The sequence below is a fragment of the Hoeflea sp. TYP-13 genome (assembly GCF_040932035.1).
Lineage (GTDB): Bacteria > Pseudomonadota > Alphaproteobacteria > Rhizobiales > Rhizobiaceae > Hoeflea_A.
Map to the genome: position 1 here is coordinate 1,173,465 of NZ_JBFRBB010000002.1, position 20,788 is coordinate 1,194,252.

18 protein-coding genes are annotated in these 20,788 nt (G+C 57.9%); 9 read left to right on the plus strand and 9 right to left on the minus strand.

Annotated features, from left to right (window positions below):
• Nucleotides 1-219 precede the first annotated feature (219 nt).
• From ABVT35_RS15625 to ABVT35_RS15635, 3 genes are all read left to right on the plus strand, one after another.
• A complete protein-coding gene (locus tag ABVT35_RS15625) occupies nt 220-1,146 on the plus strand; it encodes a TAXI family TRAP transporter solute-binding subunit (RefSeq protein WP_368467513.1) in 927 nt (308 codons plus the stop codon).
• A gap of 67 nt (nt 1,147-1,213) precedes the next feature.
• Complete coding sequence (locus ABVT35_RS15630; protein WP_368467514.1) at nt 1,214-3,106, plus strand: TRAP transporter permease; 1,893 nt, start codon at nt 1,214-1,216, stop codon at nt 3,104-3,106.
• Between the two features lie 9 nt (nt 3,107-3,115).
• On the plus strand, nt 3,116-3,691 hold the full coding sequence (locus tag ABVT35_RS15635) for a cupin domain-containing protein (RefSeq protein ID WP_368467515.1): 576 nt from the start codon (nt 3,116-3,118) through the stop codon (nt 3,689-3,691).
• A gap of 253 nt (nt 3,692-3,944) precedes the next feature.
• Here ABVT35_RS15635 and ABVT35_RS15640 read toward each other — a convergent pair whose 3' ends face one another.
• From ABVT35_RS15640 to ABVT35_RS15660, 5 genes are all read right to left on the minus strand, one after another.
• A complete protein-coding gene (locus ABVT35_RS15640; protein ID WP_368467516.1) occupies nt 3,945-5,426 on the minus strand; it encodes a DUF2272 domain-containing protein in 1,482 nt (493 codons plus the stop codon).
• 278 nt (nt 5,427-5,704) lie between these two features.
• Nucleotides 5,705-6,640, minus strand: coding sequence for a DMT family transporter (locus tag ABVT35_RS15645; RefSeq protein WP_368467517.1), 936 nt, complete (start codon nt 6,638-6,640; stop codon nt 5,705-5,707).
• 147 nt (nt 6,641-6,787) lie between these two features.
• On the minus strand, nt 6,788-8,098 hold the full coding sequence (gene preA, locus ABVT35_RS15650; protein ID WP_368467518.1) for an NAD-dependent dihydropyrimidine dehydrogenase subunit PreA: 1,311 nt from the start codon (nt 8,096-8,098) through the stop codon (nt 6,788-6,790).
• Between the two features lie 15 nt (nt 8,099-8,113).
• A complete protein-coding gene (locus tag ABVT35_RS15655) occupies nt 8,114-9,463 on the minus strand; it encodes an NAD(P)-dependent oxidoreductase (RefSeq protein WP_368467519.1) in 1,350 nt (449 codons plus the stop codon).
• Nucleotides 9,464-9,696: 233 nt separating this feature from the next.
• Nucleotides 9,697-10,833: an Mrp/NBP35 family ATP-binding protein gene (locus tag ABVT35_RS15660; protein WP_368467520.1), complete on the minus strand. Its 1,137-nt coding sequence runs from the start codon at nt 10,831-10,833 to the stop codon at nt 9,697-9,699.
• A gap of 203 nt (nt 10,834-11,036) precedes the next feature.
• Here ABVT35_RS15660 and ABVT35_RS15665 point away from each other — a divergent pair, with 203 nt between their 5' ends.
• From ABVT35_RS15665 to ABVT35_RS15690, 6 genes are read left to right on the plus strand one after another with little or no spacing between them, the layout of a single operon-like run.
• Nucleotides 11,037-11,321, plus strand: coding sequence for an acyl carrier protein (locus tag ABVT35_RS15665; protein ID WP_368467521.1), 285 nt, complete (start codon nt 11,037-11,039; stop codon nt 11,319-11,321).
• 57 nt (nt 11,322-11,378) lie between these two features.
• On the plus strand, nt 11,379-11,876 hold the full coding sequence (locus ABVT35_RS15670; RefSeq protein ID WP_368467522.1) for a 3-hydroxyacyl-ACP dehydratase FabZ family protein: 498 nt from the start codon (nt 11,379-11,381) through the stop codon (nt 11,874-11,876).
• Nucleotides 11,877-11,889: 13 nt separating this feature from the next.
• On the plus strand, nt 11,890-13,089 hold the full coding sequence (locus ABVT35_RS15675) for a beta-ketoacyl-ACP synthase (protein ID WP_368467523.1): 1,200 nt from the start codon (nt 11,890-11,892) through the stop codon (nt 13,087-13,089).
• A 21-nt stretch (nt 13,090-13,110) separates the two neighbouring features.
• Complete coding sequence (locus tag ABVT35_RS15680) at nt 13,111-14,394, plus strand: beta-ketoacyl-ACP synthase (RefSeq protein WP_368467524.1); 1,284 nt, start codon at nt 13,111-13,113, stop codon at nt 14,392-14,394.
• Nucleotides 14,395-14,451: 57 nt separating this feature from the next.
• Nucleotides 14,452-15,480: a zinc-binding dehydrogenase gene (locus ABVT35_RS15685; RefSeq protein ID WP_368467525.1), complete on the plus strand. Its 1,029-nt coding sequence runs from the start codon at nt 14,452-14,454 to the stop codon at nt 15,478-15,480.
• Nucleotides 15,477-16,415 carry a lipid A biosynthesis lauroyl acyltransferase gene (locus ABVT35_RS15690; protein WP_368467898.1) on the plus strand — a complete coding sequence of 313 codons (939 nt, stop codon included), beginning with the start codon at nt 15,477-15,479 and terminating at the stop codon, nt 16,413-16,415. Before ABVT35_RS15685 ends, ABVT35_RS15690 begins: the two co-directional genes overlap by 4 nt.
• Before the next feature lie 215 nt (nt 16,416-16,630).
• Here ABVT35_RS15690 and cbiB read toward each other — a convergent pair whose 3' ends face one another.
• The 4 genes from cbiB to cobA are packed head-to-tail and all read right to left on the minus strand — an operon-like array spanning nt 16,631 to nt 20,749.
• Nucleotides 16,631-17,596, minus strand: a complete 966-nt coding sequence (gene cbiB / locus ABVT35_RS15695) for an adenosylcobinamide-phosphate synthase CbiB (RefSeq protein ID WP_368467526.1) — start codon at nt 17,594-17,596, stop codon at nt 16,631-16,633.
• An 11-nt stretch (nt 17,597-17,607) separates the two neighbouring features.
• Entirely contained in the window at nt 17,608-18,636 is a 1,029-nt protein-coding gene (gene cobD, locus ABVT35_RS15700) for a threonine-phosphate decarboxylase CobD (RefSeq protein ID WP_368467527.1), read from the minus strand.
• A complete protein-coding gene (locus tag ABVT35_RS15705; protein WP_368467528.1) occupies nt 18,633-19,937 on the minus strand; it encodes a cobyrinate a,c-diamide synthase in 1,305 nt (434 codons plus the stop codon). The genes cobD and ABVT35_RS15705 overlap by 4 nt, the downstream gene beginning before the upstream one ends.
• Nucleotides 19,934-20,749 carry a uroporphyrinogen-III C-methyltransferase gene (cobA, locus tag ABVT35_RS15710; protein WP_368467529.1) on the minus strand — a complete coding sequence of 272 codons (816 nt, stop codon included), beginning with the start codon at nt 20,747-20,749 and terminating at the stop codon, nt 19,934-19,936. Before cobA ends, ABVT35_RS15705 begins: the two co-directional genes overlap by 4 nt.
• Nucleotides 20,750-20,788: the final 39 nt, after the last annotated feature.

Here is a 20,788-nt window from a genome sequence, read left to right on the forward strand (position 1 = left end):
TCATGCGTTGGATTCTACGCGATCCGCGTTTTTTCGCTGCCATGTCTGCGTGTCAACAACAAACATTTTAGGCTGATCGAGCCGCCCAACGCACGCAGCCGGCCTCACAATTTCCAATTAGTGATAACACGTTCGTGAATTTTTTATCGATTTTTTCTCGCAATTCTACATAAAATATATATATTGGAATGCGTCAGGGTGATCTTGGGAGGAAATTTCATGCCAAAATCCATTGTTTCTATCTGTATGGCCGCTGCATTTTTTGCCGGCACCGTTGCGGCCTCCGCTGAGGAATTGCGCATTGGAACCGCGAGCCTGGGCGGCGCGTTCTATCCGATCGGCCAGGGGATATCGAACCTGGTCAACAAATATGCCGGTAACGACATGACCATGGTTCCTGTGGTCACGGGCGGCTCCGTTCAGAACCCGCGGCTTGTTGGCAGCGGTGAGGTAGATATCGCCATTACCAACAACAATCTGGCGGTTTTGGCAACGAAGGGGAAAGGCCCCTACAAGAACGGCGCTATCGACGTCAAAGCCGTAGCAGCGCTGCATCCGAGCGTCCTGCACATGATCGTGCTCGATGGTTCGGATATCAAGAGTTTCGAGGACATCAAGGGAAAACGCGTAGCCGTGGGCCCTGCGGGCGGAGGAACGCTCGGCTTCATGAACTTCCTGCTCCCGCTGCACGGCATGACGCTGGATGATTTCACGCCTAGTTTCCTGTCCTACTCGGACGGCTTCAGCCAGCTGTCGGATGGTAATGTCGACGCGGCATTTGCGCTGTCGGGCTATCCGGCCTCAGCAGTGATGCAGGCCGGCGCCAGCAACAAGCTGCGCTTTATCGAGTTCTCGCCCGGAAAGCTGGACGAGGCGCTCGGCAAGAACGGAGCCTTCAAGGCCGTGGAAATACCTGCAGACGTCTACAGCACGGATGCGCCGGGAACCGTGATTGGTGTCAACAACATGCTGATCGTGCCGTCCGACATGGATGCCGACAAGGTCCATGCCATCGCATCGTCCGTGTTTGATCATCTCGATGAGTTCAAGGCGGAAAATGCCAATGCTCGCCAGATCAATCCGGAAGATTCGAAGAACCTGGCCATTCCGCTGCACGACGGTGCGGCCCGCTATTTCAACAAATAGCATATCTGCAATGAGGCGATGGCGCGGCATTCACCGCGCCATCGCATAGAAACCATGAGCCGCCGGAATGACCCTGAAACATGACCTGCGTCAGCATCTGACAACCAACACGCTCATTGGCGCGCTGGCGCTGTGTCTTGGCCTTTATCATCTGGTGCTGGTCTCGGGTTTTGTTGCCATCTCCACCATGGAAATGCGCCTGACCCACCTGATGCTCGCATTCAGTCTGCTTTTTCTTACCCGTCCGTTTGTTAAATCCTCCGCCGGGCGTTCGTCCGACCGACTGCTGTCAGCCGCCCTGATTGTGGCGGTGATCGGCGCAAGCGTTTGGCTCCTTTCCCGCTGGAAGGCGATCGCCTTCAGTGGCGGGCTCACCGAACCCGGTGACTTCTATGCCGGCGCGATAATTGTCATTCTCGTCTTCGAGGCAGCACGCCGCGGTGTCGGCGCCATCCTCGCCGCAATTACACTGGTGTTTTTTCTATATCCCTTCGTCAGCCCCTATCTGCCCGGCCTTCTCAACAGCCGCGGCTACAGTTTTGAACGCATCGTGATTTTCCTGACCACCGATACACAAGGTGTCTATGGAATTCCGGTCGGTGTGGCCGCCACCTACATCATCATTTTCACCATATTCGGTTCGCTGTTATCCAAATTCGGCGCCGGCGATTTCTTTTTCGAACTGTCCCGCCGCCTCACCCGTGGAACACGCGCGGCGGGTGCCAAAACGGCAGTCCTGTTTTCAACTCTCATCGGCATGATCTCAGGATCTGCGGCAGGCAATGTCGCGGTGACCGGCACGCTGACCATCCCGATGATGAAACGCGAGGGCTACGCACCGCACCAGGCCGGCGCCATCGAGGCGGTCGTGTCCACCGGCGGCCAGATGATGCCTCCCGTCATGGGGGCTGCGGCTTTCCTCATGGCCGAAATCGTCGGCGTTCCCTATGTCGAGGTCATGGGCGTCGGGCTCTTGCCGGCCCTGCTGTTCTTTGGCTCGATCTTTTTCATTGTCCACCTGCAGGCCGTCAAAAGCGATATCAAGGCGGCGGCTGAAGAGAGCGGTGACACCCGCTCCACCTGGCAGGTCGTTCTTGGCGGATCACGCTTCATCGCCACCTTCGCCTTGCTGTTGGGCCTCATGCTCACGGGCTATTCGCCATTCAAGGCTTCGTTCTGGGCGATCATTTTCCTGGTCGCAAGCGAACTGTTGTGGACGCGGGATTTCAACTTTACATTCGTCCGCCGGCTTGCCGGTGGCATAGCCGATGGTGCAAAGAATGTGGCGCCGATAACGGCGGCTTGCGCGGCTGCCGGCATCATTTCAGGAACGCTTGCCATCAGCGGCCTCGGGCCGAAAATCGCCATCCTTATTGACCTCGCTTCCGGCGGAACGCTGTGGCTGGCACTGCTTTTGACAATGGTTGCCGCCATCATTCTCGGCATGGGGCTTCCGACAACGGCGGCCTATCTGATCCTTGCAACTGTGGTCGCCCCTGCCCTCGTCAAGCTCGGCATGCCCATGCTGACCGCGCATTTTTTCGTCTTCTATTACGGCTGCATTTCAACGATCACACCACCCGTTGCGCTTGCCGCCTATGTGGCCGCAGGCATTGCAGGCTCCGACATCAACAAGGTCGGCTGGACTGCCGCCAGTTTCGGTCTGACCAGCTATCTCCTGCCCTTCGCTTTCTGCTTCGGCCCGGGGCTGCTGCTTCAGGGAACTGCAACCGAGAATATTCTCGCGGTTGTGACAGCCGCCGCCGGCACATTCGCAATCGCAACGGCTATTGTCGGCTGCTTCACACGGCCGCTTTCCTGGCCGCAGCGGATCGTCGCCCTCGTTGCCGGTGCCCTGCTCCTGTTCCAGGGTCTCGTGACGGCAATGGTCGGCATTGGCCTTCTCGCAGTGCTCATCGGCACGGACCGCTTCCGCCCACCGACCAGCCAGCAAATCTGAGGAACCAAAATGGCAAAAACATTCAGACGCGTTGTAACCGGGCATGACGAAAACGGTGTCGCGGTCGTCGTCTCGGACCAGGACGCAACGCATCTTCTGCAGCGGCCAAACCGCCCCGGCGTGACGCTGACCAATTTCTGGATATCCGACGGCACGCCGGCCGAATATGACGCGGCGGAAGAGACCTGCGAGGGCGATTTCGTCCTCCACCCACCGAAGGGCGGTTCCGTCTTCCGTTGCGTCGAGTTCGGACCGGAAGATCCTGAAGTCATGGCAAACATTGACGGCAAGGCGGCCTTTGCCGAAATGGGCGCTGCTGCCAATGTCGTCGAGGGCGCGCGCCACCCTTACATGCACCGCACCGATTCCGTCGACTACGCGATCATCCTGAAAGGCGAGATCGACATGCTTCTCGATGACAGCGAAGTGCATCTGCAGGCCGGGGACATTGTCGTGCAGCGGGGCACCAACCACGCCTGGGCCAACCGCGGCACGGAATCCTGCATCATTGCATTCGTCCTCGTCGACGGCGTTACGCAGCGTGATGCGGAGCCTGACGCCGCCAGAGGCATTCCGGTACGTTGAGCGCTGATAAAACGGATTAGGCCTCAAATGTTCCGGCGAAACGCCTCAGAGCGTGTCTTGCTTAAATAGAATCATTTGACCGAGGCGATTTTGGTCGCTGACAAGGCGGATTGCGCGCCGTGGTGCCACCCAACCACAAGTGCAAGCCAACGCAGTCAGCGGGCAAAATCGCCCGGCCCGCTCACCACCGCATTTCAACAACATAACCCTCTCGAGGGTAGTGGCAAATGCATCTATTTAAACAAGACACGCTCTAGACCTTATGGGCTCGGTTTTTCAGCAGGGAAATGACATTCTGTCCGGCTTCGATATAGCCATCTGAACTCAGCGAATATTCCTGCAGATCGTTTCCCGATCGTGTATTTCTGCGGATGGATACTGTATCTCCGACATTGCCGCCTATGACGCGGACCGTTCGCTTGCGGACTTCCACAACGATGTCGGAGTGGCTGTTGAAACTGGAGTGGTCTTCCGCGTAGTCGTAGGAATAGGAATTGCCGCCCCTGTTCCTGTGGATGATATCGCCGATTTTCGGCTTCTTTTCCGTAATCCGGTAGCCCCAGAACGGACGGTTGGTATGACCGAGAATTCGCGCCTGAATCGCGTCGTGGGCAAACTTGGAATGGCCCGCGGCAAATCTGAATTTTCGGTAGGCGTCTCCGGATTTGCGGACAACAAAGGAGATGAATGCCGCCGACCACGGCACGTCCCTACCGTCGGGATAGACGCTTCGACCATCGTAGTTCAAACCGATGCTCTTCCACATCTCGCCGACATATTCGTAATAGGGGTGAGATTTTTCATTGGCGGTCCCCTTTTGAAAACGCACCCATTCGGCGATCGTATTGGCCACGAGAGTCTCGGCTTCATGTGCCGCTGGGTCGCGCAGATAGGCGGCAAATACGTAGCCGGTATTGCCGCCGATCCTTACCTTCTGCCAGCCCGGCACATTTGCATCCTCGACAACCGTCACTTTTTCGCCGATCGTCAGGGCGCGTATGATCGCACCGTTGGGCTTTTTACGGAAATTGAGACCCTCCGTATTCACATAGGCGGTCTGCGTGTCCTCATCGCAGCCGACATCACCGGGGTCGCCTCCGGTGCCCGTTTCGCCTGTGTATGCATTTGTCAGGAATCCACCGAAATCGCCGCTTTCGGAAAGCTCATTCGGATCGACCGAAATCGTGCACACGGATTTCGGTGTCCGCTGCCTCAGCGACCATTGCTTGGATTTATAGAATTTGTCATGGCCATTGTGACCCGTCGACATATTGAGCCATGTAAGCTCCACCAACCCGAGATCGAGCAGTCTCTGACAGCAAGCGCCATTTCCGTAAACGCCGATCCGGTACGGCCGTCCTGCATCTGCGAAAACGTCGTTTACGCCAACAAAATACCGCTTGATTGCGCCATCTATTTCATTGTCGCTCGCGTCAAAATCGACCGCAAAATATATTCCCGAACCGGTAGGCTGACCGATGACATCCCGCGCATATTCCAGAGCTCGCCCGGCCGCCTTCACGCCTTTTGATTTGCTGAAGTGCTGATAGGCGTCCTGCGCGTCCTGATAGACAACCCAGATTTTGATGCCGTTTTTCGACAGCGCATCGGCTTCCGGCTTCTTCAAGGTTTTCCAGGTGTTTTTCGAATAGTATCGCCCCACCGCCCCAATGCCTTCGGATTTGAAACAATCGATATGCGGTGTCGTATCTCTCCAGGTGTCCAATGCGCGCATAGCCAATACTCCCATAAACAATAAGCTCAAGGCTGTATCTGCTTCGTGGATGGGAAATATTTTTATGCCCGGATATTATCGTAACTTGGGCAGAAACCGCGGCTCGGTCCGCAAATCCGATCAAGCATGGCCAGCGCATGAATTAATTGGTTATCTGCGGCAATCGGACAATGGACCACGGACCAGCCCTTCCGGCATTGGCAAATTGGGCTCGTTTTACTGGCGCCTCACAGCTCATTGCGATCCGCACCTGGCATGAATGCGCGCAGGTGATAATCCTAAAGATCCGGCGCGAGTGCGACCACCACCAGCCCGAGCACCGTCACGATAGCGCCGGCAAAGACCGCGAGACTTGCCCAGCCATGCCCGAGCAATCCCTCATAGAAAATGATGAAGACCGGGATCATGTAGCCGTAGGACAGGACTTTCGAGGCCGGCAGGCGCATGGAGGCGTATTGGACCAGAAAGAACGTGCCGGCCGATGTGACGACCGCGAGGTAGCCGATGGCTATCCAGACGATACCGGGCAACGACAGCCAGTCGGTTGAAACAACCTCACCCGCACCGACAACCGCAACTGCAAGGAACGTGGCGATCGTTGTCCAATAGGTGGTCAGGACCACCGGTTCGCGCCTGTTGAATTTCTTGACCAGCGGCGCATAGGCGGCATGACAGATACAGCCAAAAAAGAAGATCGTCTCGCCCGTCCCGATGTCGAATGACAAGATGGCATCTATGTTACCGCGAAAAATGACCCAGACGGACCCGCAACCTGCAATCAGCAGGCTCAGTATGACGATTGGCCGGACGGTCTGGCGCAGGAACATGAACCCAAAGGCGGCGCTCATGAGAGGAATGAGGGTAAAAACCGCTCCGGTCGAAACCGGATCGGTAATCTTGAGGGCCGTGAACATGGCGATGAAATACCCCGCCATCAGCAAGCCCAATATGCCAAAGCGCCATGGCGCGGTCTCCGGCAGTGGCAGCCTGCGGTAAATGGCGAAGGCTGCGACCCCCATCACCAGCGTGGCAAAGAAAAACCGAACCACATTGAGTGCCGTGGCGCCCAGATATGGCGCCGCCATGGAACCGAGCGAAAACGACCCTGAAATCAGTGCTGCGAAGAGCACCATGGATAAGTGCCCGTGGAGCTTTTCCCGCCCGCTGGCAAGTTCCCCTGCCGACAGAAACGATGCTTCGCTGCGTTCACTCATTCCGGGTTCCTTCGATATAAGGTGCCGCACGGATTGAGCCTGCCGGGTTCCGCATCGCGCTTGAAAGTCCGGCATATCCCTACAATGACCAAACCGCCCGGACCAGACAATTCTGACCCGGGCGGTGCGCAAGTTGTTCCCGAAAGCCTATTCAGCAGCTTCTTTCGATGCCATCGGGTTGTTCGGATGTGTCGTCCAGTTGGCATAATCCGGATCGATCGGCTCCTTGGTACGCGGATCGACGCCGGCAATCTGTTCCATGGTGATGCAGTTTTCCACCGGACAGACGTTGACGCACAGATTGCAGCCAACGCATTCCTCGTCGATCACCTCGAACATGCGTTCGCCATCGACCATGTTGGTGATCGCCTGGTGGGAGGTGTCCTCACAGGCGATGTGGCACCGTCCGCATTTGATGCAGGCGTCCTGATCGATGCGGGCCTTGGTCACATAGTTCAGATTGAGATGCTGCCAGTCCGAGACATTCGGCACGGCCATGCCCTGGAACTCGGCAACCGACCGGTAGCCGTTTTCGTCCATCCAGTCGGAAAGGCCTTCGGCCATTTCTTCGACGATCTTAAAGCCGTAGGTCATGGCCGCCGTGCAGACCTGCACCGTTCCGCAGCCAAGAGCGATGAATTCGGCGGCATCACGCCATGTGTTGATTCCACCGATACCGGAAATCGGCAGGCCCTTTGTTGAGGCATCACGCGCAATCTCGGCCACCATATGCATGGCGATCGGCTTGACCGCCGGTCCGCAGTAACCGCCGTGCGACCCTTTGCCGTCGATGGTCGGCACCGGCGCAAAATTATCCAGATCGACCGAAACAATGGAATTGATGGTGTTGATCAGGGAAACGGCGTCCGCACCGCCCGCCTTGGCAGCTCTTGCCGGATAACGGACATCGGTAATGTTCGGTGTGAGCTTCACAATCACCGGAAGGTTGCTGTATTCCTTGCACCAGCGCGTCACCATTTCAATGTATTCCGGCACCTGACCGACTGCAGCGCCCATGCCGCGCTCGCTCATGCCATGCGGACAGCCGAAATTCAGCTCGATGCCGTCCGCGCCGGTGTCGTTGACCCTTTCCAGAATGGCTTTCCAGGATGCTTCTTCGCAGGGAACCATCAGGGAAACGATCATTGCCCTGTCAGGCCAGCGTTTCTTGACCTCCATGATCTCCTTGAGATTGATCTCAAGGTCGCGGTCGGTGATCAGCTCGATATTGTTAAGCCCCAGCAGCCTGCGGTCCGGACCGTGGATTGCGCCGTAGCGCGGTCCGTTGACGTTGACGACCGGCGGTCCGGCTTCGCCCAGCGTCTTCCACACGACACCGCCCCAGCCCGCCTCGAAGGCACGCTCAACGTTGTAAGCCTTGTCGGTCGGCGGCGCGGATGCGAGCCAGAACGGATTGGGTGAGTTGATGCCCAGAAAGTTTGTTGAAATATCTGCCATAATGCCCTCCCGAGCCTACGCTGATAGGGTTGCGTGAATGGATTCTGCAGCGATCTTTCCGTCCTCCACGGAAACGACCGTCAGATCCTCGCCGCTTCTGACGCAATCGCCGCCAGCCCATACATTGTTCAGATTGGTCTTGCGGTTGTCGTCCGTCCTTATGCGACCGCGATCAAGCTCCAGCCCGCTGCCGGCCAGTGGATCGTCGTCAAATCTCTGGCCAATAGCCTTGAAAACCTGATCGGCGGCAAGGGTCACCGTCTTGCCGGTTCCCGACAGCGTGCCGTTGCTCTGACTGGTATATTCGAGTTCGATCCCGGCAACAGACCCGTCATCATGCAGAACCAGCGATTTGGGCTGAAGCCAGTGCCGGATCGTCACGCCATTGGTCTGCGCGAGCTCCTGCTCGTATTCACTGGCGTTCATGGCGTCCTGCCCGCGGCGATAGGCGATGGTCACCTCTTCGGCACCAAGAAGCTTGGTCTGCGTGGCCACGTCGATGGCAGTCATGCCGCCGCCAATGACAACGACGCTTCGTCCGACTTGCAGCTTGGAAAGATCCGATGCCTGCCGCAGTTGAGCGATGTAATCGACCGCATCCTCGCATCCGTCGGCGTCCTCGCCGTCGATACCGAGTGCGTTGACATTTGCAAGTCCGATACCGAGAAAAACGGCGTCATATTGCTCTGCAAGTGCCTCAACGCTGATATCCGTTCCGAGCTTCTTGCCGGTTTCGATCTTGATACCACCGATATCGAGAATGAACTGCAGTTCCTTCTGTGCGAAATCATTGACGGATTTGTAGGCGGCAATCCCGTATTCGCTGAGCCCACCACCCTTCTCGCGCGCCTCGAACACCGTTACGTCGTGTCCGTGCAGGGCAAGCCGGTGCGCACAGGAAAGACCGGCAGGCCCGGCGCCGACAACGGCAATCTTCCTGCCGGTGGGTTCCGCCCGTTCAAATGGATGATCGCCGCCGCTATTCATCAAGGTGTCGGTGGCAAAACGCTGGAGCTGGCCGATCTTGACCGGCTTACCTTCTGCCGCTTCGCGGACACAGGCTTCCTCGCACAATGTTTCGGTGGGGCAGACCCGGGCGCACATGCCACCGAGAATATTCTGCTCAAAGATCGTCCTGGCTGCACCCTTGGGGTTATTGGCAGCAATCTGTCTGATGAAAAGGGGGACATCGATGCTTGTCGGACAGGCCGTCATGCACGGTGCGTCATAGCAGAAATAACAGCGGTCCGCTTCGACAGCCGCCTCGTGCCCGTTCAGTGGCGGATGATAGTCCGTAAAATTCTCCGCATATTCGGACTGCTCGAGCCGTCCGCCGGTGACGTCACGCTTTGCTTCGGTCGCCATTCGCTCCTCCTTCCTCGTCTTTTCCGCCGGGACACCAGTGCGGCCTCCCATTGGCGGATGTTCTCCCTTTGATTGATGACAGAATGACCTGATTTTCTCACAAGGTCAAATTTTTTATCATATGGTCAATTTTGAATTTTTGAGACAGGAAACCCGAAGACGCAAAAAAGGCGATGCTCGGTAACTCCGAAAACATCGCCTGATTCAGTTATTTAGCTTTATTATCTAATGTACTATTCGAATACGATACGCGGTGCCGCATTTTCCTGAGCTTGCCGGCTTTCCATGATCTGGTCGCGGACCTTTACGGCAATATCGGCAAAAATCTGCGCATGCGGCCCATCGGGCTTCGACACCACGACGGGTGTTCCGGCATCCGAGTTCTCACGGATATCCATATGGAGCGGCACTTCCCCGAGAAATGGGACGCCGATGCGGTTCGCTTCATCACGTGCACCCCCGTGGCCGAAAATATCGGACCGCTCGCCGCAGGACGGACACTGGAAATAGCTCATATTCTCAATCAGGCCGAGAAGCGGAACATCGACCTTTTTAAACATGTTCAAACCCTTGCGCGCATCGATGAGTGCAAGGTCCTGAGGGGTGGAAACGACAACAGCACCGGCGAGCGGAACCTTTTGCGCCATTGTCAGCTGTGCGTCACCGGTTCCTGGCGGCATATCGACCACAATGACGTCCAAAGCGCCCCAGTCGACCTCACGCAGCATTTGCGTCAAAGCCGAAACCACCATCGGTCCGCGCCATATCATGGGCGTTTCCTCTGAAACGAGGAATCCCATCGACATCACCTTCAGGCCGTAGGCCTCCTTCGGCTTGAGCATACGGCCTTCCACCTGCTCCGGCTGGCCGCTGACATTCAACAGGCGCGGAATTGACGGGCCGTAAATATCGGCATCGAGAATTCCGACCTTAAGGCCGATTGCCTGCAGACCGAGGGCAAGGTTGACGCTTGTTGTCGATTTGCCGACACCGCCCTTTCCTGAGGCGACGGCGATGATGGCGCCGACACCCGGAACGCCCGCCTTGGCCGGTGTCTGCTGCTGGGGTGGAGCGGCCCGCTGCGGGGCACTTCCCGGCGGAGGCGCGCTCGAACCCGGTTTTCTTTCGGCGGTCAGAGCCACCATGGCGCCCTTGACGCCGGCAATCGATTTCACGGCATTTTCGGCGGCGAGGCGCAACGGCTCCAGTTTTTCCGCCAGATCCGCCGGCACCGTGAGCGAAAAAAACACCTTGCCGTCGGCTATGAAGATGTCCGATATCAGTCCCTTGCTGACCACATCTCCACCGACAGCAGGGTGGCTGACCGTTTCAAGTTGCTTGAGTACCTGTTCTTTGGTGACATTCGTCATATCTGATTATTCCCGGGCAAAAGCTCACCCGCAAATAGAGCACAATGTCACCCCTTACAATGGATGAAGTGTCACACTATCTGCGGCTGTAATACCACAATCACAATTCAGCCGTGGTATTCGGCTGTGAAACCGTATACAGACCATTGGCTTTTGCAGCGGATTTTTCTATAGCTCACCGCAAATGAGATGAACACAAGGATATGAGCGTGTCTGCCACATTCGACAAAGTTGCCGACATTATCGCCGAAACGAGCGAAATCGATCGGGAAACCATCACGCCCGAGAGTCATACAATCGACGATCTGGGAATCGACAGCCTCGATTTCCTCGACATTGTCTTCGCTATCGACAAGGAATTCGGCATCAAGATTCCGCTTGAACAGTGGACACAGGAAGTCAATGACGGCAAGGTCGCGACCGAAGAGTATTTCGTGCTCAAGAACCTGTGTTCGAAAATCGACGAGCTGCGGGCGGAAAAAGCCTGATGCACCTGTCGGGACCGGCTGTCATCATATGATCCTGTATGAACAAGATGCGCTCTGATGCTCCTTGAATATTTTCAGATGATCGACCGCGTGAAGAGCATCGATCTTGGCGCGGGCAAGCTTGCCGCCACATCCACGGTCCCTGACAAAAGCCCTGTTTTCGAGGGTCATTTTCCCGGATTGCCACTGGTACCGGGTGTATTGCTGATCGAAACGATGGCCCAGGCCAGCGGCTTTCTGCTTTTGGCCGGCAACAACTTTGCGGCAATGCCGTTCCTCATGTCCGTGGACGGCGCCAAACTGCGCACATTTGTCGAGCCCGGGGCCGTTCTTGACATCGAGGTCGACCTGGAACACGACGGCTCGGGATTTGCGGTCACCAAAGCACGTATCAGGCGCGGCGGCAGGAAAATCTGCGACGGGCAGCTCAAGTTCCGCACCGTCGGATTCGATGCGGCAACCGAACCGGATACGAGCGGGTTGGCGGATCTCATCAAAGCGCGAGCCAGTGAAGTCGGGTTGATGGACGCCTTGTCCGAAAATGCCGATGCATAAGGATTTGTAGAGCATGAGCAAGAATCCGAATGACGTCGTAGTAACCGGCATAGGCATTGTCAGCTGCCACGGAGTCGGTCGCGAAACGCACGAAGCATTGCTGAATGGCAACGAGTCGCCGAATCCCGTCGTCGATACGGAGCGGTTTGCCCCCTACCCCGTGCACCCGATGCCGGAAATCGACTGGTCTTCGCAGATACAGCGGCGTGGCGATCAGCGGCAGATGGAAAACTGGCAGCGCCTCGGCGTCTTCACCGCCGGGCTGGCGCTCGACGACGCCGGCTTGAAGGAAGACGCGGAAGCCTGCTCGACCATGGATATGATCGTCGCTGCCGGCGGCGGCGAGCGCGACATTTCGGTCGATACGCTCATTGTCAACGAGGCGGTAACGCGCAACGACCGCGACCTGCTGCTCAATGAGAAGCTGACGACGGAACTGCGCCCGACCCTGTTTCTTGCCCAGCTTTCCAACCTGCTTGCCGGCAATATATCGATTGTCCACAAGGTTACCGGCTCTTCCAAGACATTCATGGGCGAGGAAAGTGCCGGCATTTCGGCCATGACGACCGCGTTTGAGCGTATCAGGGCCGGTCAGGCCACCCATGTGCTGGTCGGCGGCGCCTACAACGCGGAACGTCCGGACATGCACATCCTCTACGAGGGCGTGCAGTCTCTCGCGCAGGGCGACTGGCAGCCCTTGTGGTCACGCAACAACTCAGGCGGCGGCATCATAACCGGCTCGGCTTCTGCTTTTCTGGTGCTGGAATCGCGCCGGCACGCAGAGGCGCGCAACGCACCGATTTACGCAACGGTATCATCGGTCGATGGCGACCGCGGCCCAAGGGCGGATGGCGGCCTTGAAAAGCGGCTCGAAGAATTGGCGGACCGGTCCGGCGTATCCGACAGTTCTGAGCTGCTTGTGCTATCCGGCGCATCGGGCGCATACGACCTGCGCGACCGCGAACGCGGCATCATCGAGAAAAAATGGCCAACTGCCGCACTTCGTGGATATAGCGGCCTGACCGGTCACTCCATGGAAGCGCAGTTCCTGATCGGCGTTGCACTTGCCGCACTGGCATTGAATTCTGGCGCCAGACCTCCCAGATTTGACAGTGATCAGGAAAACAATTTGGAAACCGCCGCATCGGGTGCACTGGTGACAGCCGTGGGGTTTGTGCACGGCGAAGGCATTGCCGCGCTCAAGGGTGAATGAAATCCGGAGCGGGAGATCGACATGACAAGCAGCGCATACAAAGACCACCTCGGCCGCCCGTTGATCGCAGTGACCGGAATGGGCATCGTCACCTCGCTCGGACAGGGCAAGGAAGACAACTGGCAGGCCCTGACCGACGGCACGTCCGGAATCCATGCCATCAAGCGCTTTCCGACAGACGGCCTGTCGACCCGCATTTGCGGCACGGTCGACTTTATGGATGCGCCGAACGTGTCGAGCGAACTTTCCTTCGCGCTTGCAAATGCGGCGACCCGCGAAGCCATCGCTGAAGCAGCCATTGACGGGGACTTCAACGGACCGCTTTTTGTTGCCGCACCGCCCGTCGAGTGCGAATGGTCGGACCGCTTTTCTCTGGCCGACGAAGCCGGTTTTACCGGTGACCAGGAAAACGTCTATGACGGCTTCCTGGAAGTCATGCGCAAAAGACGCCATGAGGAATTCACACGCTCGGCGCTTTTTGGCGGCGTGGCGGAACGCCTGGCCGACAACTTCGGAACCCGGGGTTTGCCGGTGACGCTCTCGACCGCATGCGCGTCGGGAGCGACCGCTATTCAACTTGGCGTCGATGCCATCCGCCAGGGCCGCACAGACCGCGCGTTGACCGTTGCGACGGATGGGTCCGTCAATGCAGAGGCACTGATTCGCTTCTCGCTTCTGTCGGCACTGTCAACCCAGAATGATCCGCCGGAAAAGGCATCCAAACCCTTCACCAAGGATCGCGACGGATTCGTTATCGCCGAAGGCGGCGCTGCATTGGTCCTGGAATCGCTGGAAAGTGCCCTCGCACGCGGCGCCAGGGTTCTCGGTATCCTCAAGGGTTACGGCGAAAAGGCGGACCATTTCCACCGCACGCGCTCGTCGCCTGATGGCGGACCGGCGATTGCCACCATCCAGGCGGCGCTCGATGATGCAGGCCTTGATGCGTCGGGCATCGGCTACATCAACGCCCATGGCACCTCGACGCCGGAAAACGACAAGATGGAGTATCTGTCACTTTCAACCGTTTTCGGCGACCACCTTGCGGGCATTCCGGTTTCGTCCAACAAGTCGATGATTGGCCACACACTGACGGCAGCCGGAGCAGTCGAGGCTATTTTCTCGCTGTTGACCATCAGCACCGGCACCCTGCCGCCAACCATCAATTACGAAAATCCCGACCCCTCGATCGAGCTCGATGTCGTTCCAAATGTGAAGCGTAATCACAGCGTGACGTCGGTTTTGTCCAACTCTTTCGGCTTCGGCGGTCAGAACGCATGCCTTGTCATGACGGCAGAACCGGCCTAAACGGCTCTCATCACTAACGACACCTATCTCTGCGAACAGCAAGGACATCGCACGATCATGCGCGCATTGCAGCTCATTGAAGACCGTAAGCTGGAGTTGGCGGATATTGCACCGCCCCCCGCCCCCTCAGCCGGAGAGGTGACGCTGCGGGTAAAGGCAGTGGCATTGAACCATATCGATGTATGGGGCTGGCGCGGCATGGCCTTTGCAAAACGCAAACTGCCGCTGGTCATCGGCGCAGAAGCATCGGGTGAAGTCGAAGCCATAGGCCCCGGCGTTTCCAACGTACTGCCGGGCCAGCTGGTTTCGGTCTACGGTGCGCAAACCTGCGGGCTTTGCCGCCCGTGCCGCGAAGGCCGCGATAATCTTTGCGAACACGTCTCCGGGGTCCATGGCTTCCATCTTGACGGCTTTGCGCAGGAAAAGATCAACCTGCCTGCAAGGCTGCTGGTGCCTGCTCCTCCTGGCGTGGACGCAATTGGCGCTGCACTCGCTCCCGTCACGTTCGGAACCGTCGAGCACATGCTGTTCGACAATGCCCGGCTGGAACCCGGTGAAACGATCCTCGTTCAGGCGGGCGGATCGGGCATCGGAACTGCAGCCATTCAGCTTGCCAAGAAACACGGATGCACCGTCATTACGACGGTCGGATCGAACGACAAGATAGAAAAAGCCAAGGCCCTCGGCGCGGATCATGTCATCAACTATCGCGAAGACCGGTTCGAGGGTGTCGTCAGGAAGCTGACGAAGAAGAAGGGTGTTGATGTCGTCTTCGAGCATGTCGGCGCCGACACGTGGGCCGGCTCCATGTTGTGCATGAAGCGTGGCGGCAGGCTGGTGACTTGCGGATCAACCTCGGGCGTTTCAACGCAGATGAACCTCATGCAGCTCTTCCAGCAGCAACTGCGCCTGATCGGCTCCTTTGGCTGCCGCATGGAAAATATGGCTGACGCCATGCAGAAGATGGCACGCGGGTTGGTTCATCCGGTTATCGATACGCAGGTCGAGCTGGATGACATCGATACCGCGCTCAAGCGCATGGAAGGCCGCAAGGTCTTCGGGAAAATCATCCTGAATATGGGCTGACCCGCTTGAAGCTGTTCATAACGCGCATTGTTCTGAAACTGCGAAAGGCGAAGGACTGGCTCATCGCCCAGTCGATCTTTGCCGTTCTGGCTCTGCTCAAGCTTGTGCCTGCGCGAAAAGCAATCCGCTTCACTGAAAAAATGGCCTACAGGATCGGACCGAAAACCGCCCGACATCGCCTGGTTCTACACAATCTCCAGCGTGCCTTTCCGGAAAAATCAGAAGAGGAACGCGAAAAGATCGCTCTCGACATGTGGGGCAATATGGCCAGTCTGATGGCCGAGTATATTTTTGTTGAAGAGCTGATCGACTACGACCTTGCAAACGGCGATGGCGGGATGATCGAGGTCGACGGTATCGAACGCTTTCTCGATCTGCGTGACAATCCCCGCCCGTTTATCGTCTTTACCGCCCATACCGGCAATTTCGAGCTGCTGCCGATCGTCGCCGCGAAATACGGGTTGAATGTAACGGCGTTGTTCCGCCCGCCGAACAATCCCTATATCGCCAAGCGTCTTCTGTCGGCGCGGCGCACCCATATGGGTCACCTGGTTCCCTCTCAGGTGGGTGCGTCCTGGAGCCTTGCCGGTGTTCTGGAATCCGGCAAAGGTGTCGGCCTGCTGGTCGACCAGAAATTCGGCAAGGGCTCAAAGACGAAGTTCTTCGATATGGACGTCCAGACCAACCCCTTGCTGGTCAAACTTGCACGCAACTACGAATGCGAAGTCTATCCGGCACGCTCGGTCAGGCTGCCCAACGGCCGCTTCCGCCTTGAAATCGAGCCGGCGGTCGAGCTTCCGCGCAATGGACGCGGGCATATTGATGTCGCAGCCACGGCGCAACTGCTCAACGACAAGGTTGAAAGCTGGGTGCGCGAATACCCCGGCCAGTGGCAGTGGTTCCACGACCGCTGGAACATCAAGCACACGCTTTGAGCACTGTTTGCGAATTACGATCCGCGTATTCTTGTAACCTTCGCGCTGAACCTGATGTAGCTGTGGGGGGCCGGACGTCCCGTGCTTTCTATGTCATAGATGCCGTGAACCGCGTAACCACCGCGGAAAAAGATCGCACGCGGCATCGGCGCGTTGTTGTATTTGCGCGATCGGTGATACCTGGAAAGCCGAATGAATATAGGGCGATGGCACAATCAAAATAATACAAAAAATGCTGCAAACAATACGACAAGTCCCGTGCAGGCCCCATGGAAAAGACCAACAGCAGCCTCGACATCTGCCGCATTGACCTCACGCTTCCCGGCGGCATTCAGCAACGGCTCGCGCACGGCAACGCCGCCATAGACCCGCTCACCGGCGAGCGCCAGACCGAGCGCGCCGGCCATGGCGCCCTCCGGCCATCCGGCGTTGGGTGAACGGTGAAGCGCGGCATCCCGCAACACGACGTTGAATGCACGGGTGGCAGCCCGCCAACCGGTTTTGAATGTAGCCGCTATCACAATCAGCAGGGCGGACAGACGCGACGCCGGCCAATTCGCAAGATCATCCAGATTCGCAGCCGCCCAGCCGAAGTGCAGATAGCGGGAATTCTTGTGAGCAATCATGGAATCGGCCGTGTTGAGCATCTTGTAGGCAAATATCCCCGGTAGGCCGAAGAGCGCATACCAGAACGCCGGCGCGACGACCCCGTCGGAAAAGTTCTCAGCAAGGCTCTCGATCGCCGCCCGGCATATGCCCGCCTCATCGAGGCTCCCGGGATCACGACCGACAATCAGCGAAACAGCCTCCCTTCCGCCGGCAAGCCCACCCTCGCGCAGACCGGACGCGACATTTGTCACGTGATCGGCGAGGCTCTTCTGGGCAAGAAACACCGCAACAACGCCGACCTCCAGGAAGAACCCGACAACCCCCAACACGGCAAACAGCCTGGCAAGCATCACCCCGGCCACGACAGCAAGGAACAGTAATAAAATTATGGAAATCAATCCATTACGCCGGCGAATTGAATCGCTGTTCGTCTCCTTGTTGCCTATCCTGTCCGCGGCGGAAATCGCTGCGCCGAAGATCACAACGGGATGCGATATCTTCTCCCATAGCCAGTCCGGATCACCGATGAACCGGTCGGCAAGAAGGGCTAACACCAATATTGCCAGATGCATCTCCAACCGGCTTACCTCAGTGACGGCATGATTTCGGCAAGCGCGTTGCTCAAACGCCTGTCGCCGTTTTCATCCGCGCAAAGCCCAATGCGCAGCCAGCGCGGTTCGTAGCCGAATTTGCGGGTCAGTATGTGCCGCTCACACAATTGCCGATGCAACTGTATGGCCCGATCATCCTCGACCAGCGCGAAGAGCTGCGTTCCGCCGGTGATCGACAGTCCCGCCTCAGACAGTACGCTACCCAACGCCGACCGGCGCTGAACGATCTGCTCCTTGGTACGGCCGCAAAGGCGCCCGTTTGTTAAAATCGCATGTGCGAGTGCCAGCGCCGGGCCGGAGACGGCCCACGGTCCCTGCCCTTCACGCATCTTCCGGATTATTGCCGGTGCGGCGAGGACAAATCCGAGCCGCAACCCCGCAAGGCCGAAGAACTTGCCGAAGGAGCGAAAGACTACGAGATTGCCGATTTCTCCGGCAAGACCGGCTACGCTCTCCTCCGGATGAAGATCGGCAAAGGCCTCATCCACGACAAGATACGCATCCCGGTCCGCAAGCCGCTCTGCGAGTGCGGCTATCGCCTCGCGCGGCACAATGCGGCCGTCCGGATTGTTTGGATTGATCAGTATGACCAGCCGGTGATCTCCTGAAATTTCATCCACATCGGAAATCAGATCGACCGATCGTCCCGCCATTTGAAAGCGCGACCGGTATTCTTCATACGTTGGTCCGAATATGGCGACATTGCCACCGAATATCCCCGGCAAAAGCTGTATGACACTCTGCGTTCCGGCGACCGCAAGCGGCCGAACACCCGATGCCGTTCCGTAGCAGTCCGCGGCCGCTTTGCTTGCCCGTTCGAACAGGTCTTCGTCCGGCAGGCGGGCCCATACGGTTCGATCGATATTCGGCAACGGTACCGGATTGGGATTTATGCCCGTCGAAAGATCGAGCCACTCACCGGGCTCTCCGCCAAACTCGGCACAGGCCTTCGCGAGTGCTCCGCCATGTTCGACTTGCGTATTTATCACCGCGTCGTTCATGCACCCTCTGCCATGTCGATAATATGCATGAATGATCCGCCGACGGATCCGCGTTGAAGACCTGCCCCGCCAAGGTCATTGCCTATGGCGTCCGTCACCTCGAACAAACGGTCTGCCTTTCCTTCTTCGACAATTGAAGCGTAGTGGAATTCGTGCGCCGTCATGGGCCGGCTCCAGAAAAACGCGTTTGCGGCACGCACCCGCCGATATCCGAGATGCAGTTTTCGTTCGGCAAAGCTTGTCCCGTGCGGCAGCAGGCCAAGCATGGGGTGGCTCTTTCCATCCTTGTCGGTCAATGCGTTACCCAGCACCATGTAACCGCCGCACTCGCCGTAGATCCAAACCTTGCGATCCGCGGCCTCGTTCATGGCGGAGCGGAACTTTGCCGCCTGAGAAAGCACTTCGGCATGAAGCTCCGGATAGCCTCCCGGTAGGTAGACCGCATCGCAGTCCTTTGCCGGCCCCTCATCAGCAAGCGGCGAAAAAAATGAAATTTCCGCGCCGCGCCTGCGCCAGCCGAGCAGCATATGCTCATAGCAGAACGAAAACGCCAGATCGCGGGCGACACAGATACGCTGACCCGGCGGCGGAAGGCGTTCGATATTCGATACGGTATCGGCTGCGCCGAGCAGGCCTGAGGCGTCGACAATCCTGTCGAGATCGCATCCCTGTTCGACCTGCTCGGCCGCGCGCGATATGAATGCCTCCAGGCTTTGATGCTCCTCCGCCTGCACGAGACCGAGATGGCGCTCCGGAAGGACGAGATTTTCATCACGGCGGATCACGCCAAACACATCCATGCCGATACCATCCAGCGCATCGCGCAGCATGGCTTCATGCCTTGCGCTGCCGACATTGTTCAAGACGACGCCGGCAATCATCACGTTGGGATTGTAGTGGCTGAAGCCGCGTACAAGGGCTGCGACGGAATGGGACATCTTTGCGCAGTTGACGACAAAGACGACCGGCAGCTTCAACAGGTCCGCAATATCGGCAGCCGCTCCCGTTCCATCCGCGGCGGCATCGAAAAGACCCATCATGGCTTCAACCACCAGGAGCCGCCCTCCGCCGCCGGCAAGCCCCGCATTGGCGAGCAGAAGCTCGCGGCGCATGCCCCACGGATCGAAATTGAGACAGGCTTTCGCGCTTGCCGCCGTGTGAAATGCCGGATCGATGTAATCCGGGCCGGCCTTGCCGGGCGCAAGATCAATCCCGCGTTTGCTGAGCGCACGCAGGAGCCCCAGGGTGACGGTTGTCTTGCCCGATCCTGACATTGGCGATGCGATCAGCAATCCGCTCATTCTGCAACGTCCCTCAGAGGATTGATCTCATTTGTATTCAGCCAGTCGAGTGTGCGTCTCAGCGATACGACTTCGCCGACAACGACGATCGCCGGTGGCGACAGTCCGGCGACGACCAGGTCCCGTTCGGCCCATTCCAGCGTCGTTTCAAGAACCTGCTGTTGCTCGGTCGTGGCATTGCACACGACCGCCATGGGTTCGTCCGGCTTTCTGCCGGCATCTATGAGTTGTTCTGTTATTAAAGCTATATGTTTCATTGCCATGTACATGACAATGACCGGTGAACCGTTCGCAACGCTGTGCCAATCAATTCTGTCAGGAACGATACCGTTCGAATCGTGACCGGTCAGGAATGTGACACTGTGATTGACCTCACGGTGCGTTACAGGAATTCCGGCATAGGCGAGCCCGCCAATACCCGCAGTTATTCCAGGCACCACGCGAAAGGGGACATTGTGCTCTGTGAGCGTCAGTGCTTCTTCACCGCCGCGTCCGAAAACGAAGGGGTCTCCGCCTTTCAGCCGCAGAACTCTTTTGCCGTCCCTTGCCAGATCGACCAGCCTGAGCGAAATATCGCGCTGTTTCGCGGAAGGTTTGCCGCCCCGTTTTCCGGCATATTCCAGCACCGCGTCTGATCTGGCCAGTTTCAGGCAACCCGCGTTGACCAGCGCGTCATAAACAATCACATCCGCCTGACGGATGGCGTTGGCAGCATGAAGCGTCAAAAGGCCCGGATCGCCCGGTCCCGCGCCCACCAGCCAGACGGTTCCCGGTTCCATGTCGGCCAGCCCGTCGAAAAGCGCATCAGCCATGCCGCAACTCCACCTTCCGCTCGAACCGTCCCTCGCCTA

Bases quoted from the DNA above. Each gene is read 5' to 3' on its own strand.
- ABVT35_RS15625 (WP_368467513.1), top strand. From the start codon at position 220: ATGCCAAAATCCATTGTTTCTATCTGTATGGCCGCTGCATTTTTTGCC.
- ABVT35_RS15630 (WP_368467514.1), top strand. From the start codon at position 1,214: ATGACCCTGAAACATGACCTGCGTCAGCATCTGACAACCAACACGCTC.
- ABVT35_RS15635 (WP_368467515.1), top strand. From the start codon at position 3,116: ATGGCAAAAACATTCAGACGCGTTGTAACCGGGCATGACGAAAACGGT.
- ABVT35_RS15640 (WP_368467516.1), bottom strand. From the start codon at position 5,426: ATGCGCGCATTGGACACCTGGAGAGATACGACACCGCATATCGATTGT.
- ABVT35_RS15645 (WP_368467517.1), bottom strand. From the start codon at position 6,640: ATGAGTGAACGCAGCGAAGCATCGTTTCTGTCGGCAGGGGAACTTGCC.
- preA (WP_368467518.1), bottom strand. From the start codon at position 8,098: ATGGCAGATATTTCAACAAACTTTCTGGGCATCAACTCACCCAATCCG.
- ABVT35_RS15655 (WP_368467519.1), bottom strand. From the start codon at position 9,463: ATGGCGACCGAAGCAAAGCGTGACGTCACCGGCGGACGGCTCGAGCAG.
- ABVT35_RS15660 (WP_368467520.1), bottom strand. From the start codon at position 10,833: ATGACGAATGTCACCAAAGAACAGGTACTCAAGCAACTTGAAACGGTC.
- ABVT35_RS15665 (WP_368467521.1), top strand. From the start codon at position 11,037: ATGAGCGTGTCTGCCACATTCGACAAAGTTGCCGACATTATCGCCGAA.
- ABVT35_RS15670 (WP_368467522.1), top strand. From the start codon at position 11,379: ATGCTCCTTGAATATTTTCAGATGATCGACCGCGTGAAGAGCATCGAT.
- ABVT35_RS15675 (WP_368467523.1), top strand. From the start codon at position 11,890: ATGAGCAAGAATCCGAATGACGTCGTAGTAACCGGCATAGGCATTGTC.
- ABVT35_RS15680 (WP_368467524.1), top strand. From the start codon at position 13,111: ATGACAAGCAGCGCATACAAAGACCACCTCGGCCGCCCGTTGATCGCA.
- ABVT35_RS15685 (WP_368467525.1), top strand. From the start codon at position 14,452: ATGCGCGCATTGCAGCTCATTGAAGACCGTAAGCTGGAGTTGGCGGAT.
- cbiB (WP_368467526.1), bottom strand. From the start codon at position 17,596: ATGCATCTGGCAATATTGGTGTTAGCCCTTCTTGCCGACCGGTTCATC.
- cobD (WP_368467527.1), bottom strand. From the start codon at position 18,636: ATGAACGACGCGGTGATAAATACGCAAGTCGAACATGGCGGAGCACTC.
- ABVT35_RS15705 (WP_368467528.1), bottom strand. From the start codon at position 19,937: ATGAGCGGATTGCTGATCGCATCGCCAATGTCAGGATCGGGCAAGACA.
- cobA (WP_368467529.1), bottom strand. From the start codon at position 20,749: ATGGCTGATGCGCTTTTCGACGGGCTGGCCGACATGGAACCGGGAACC.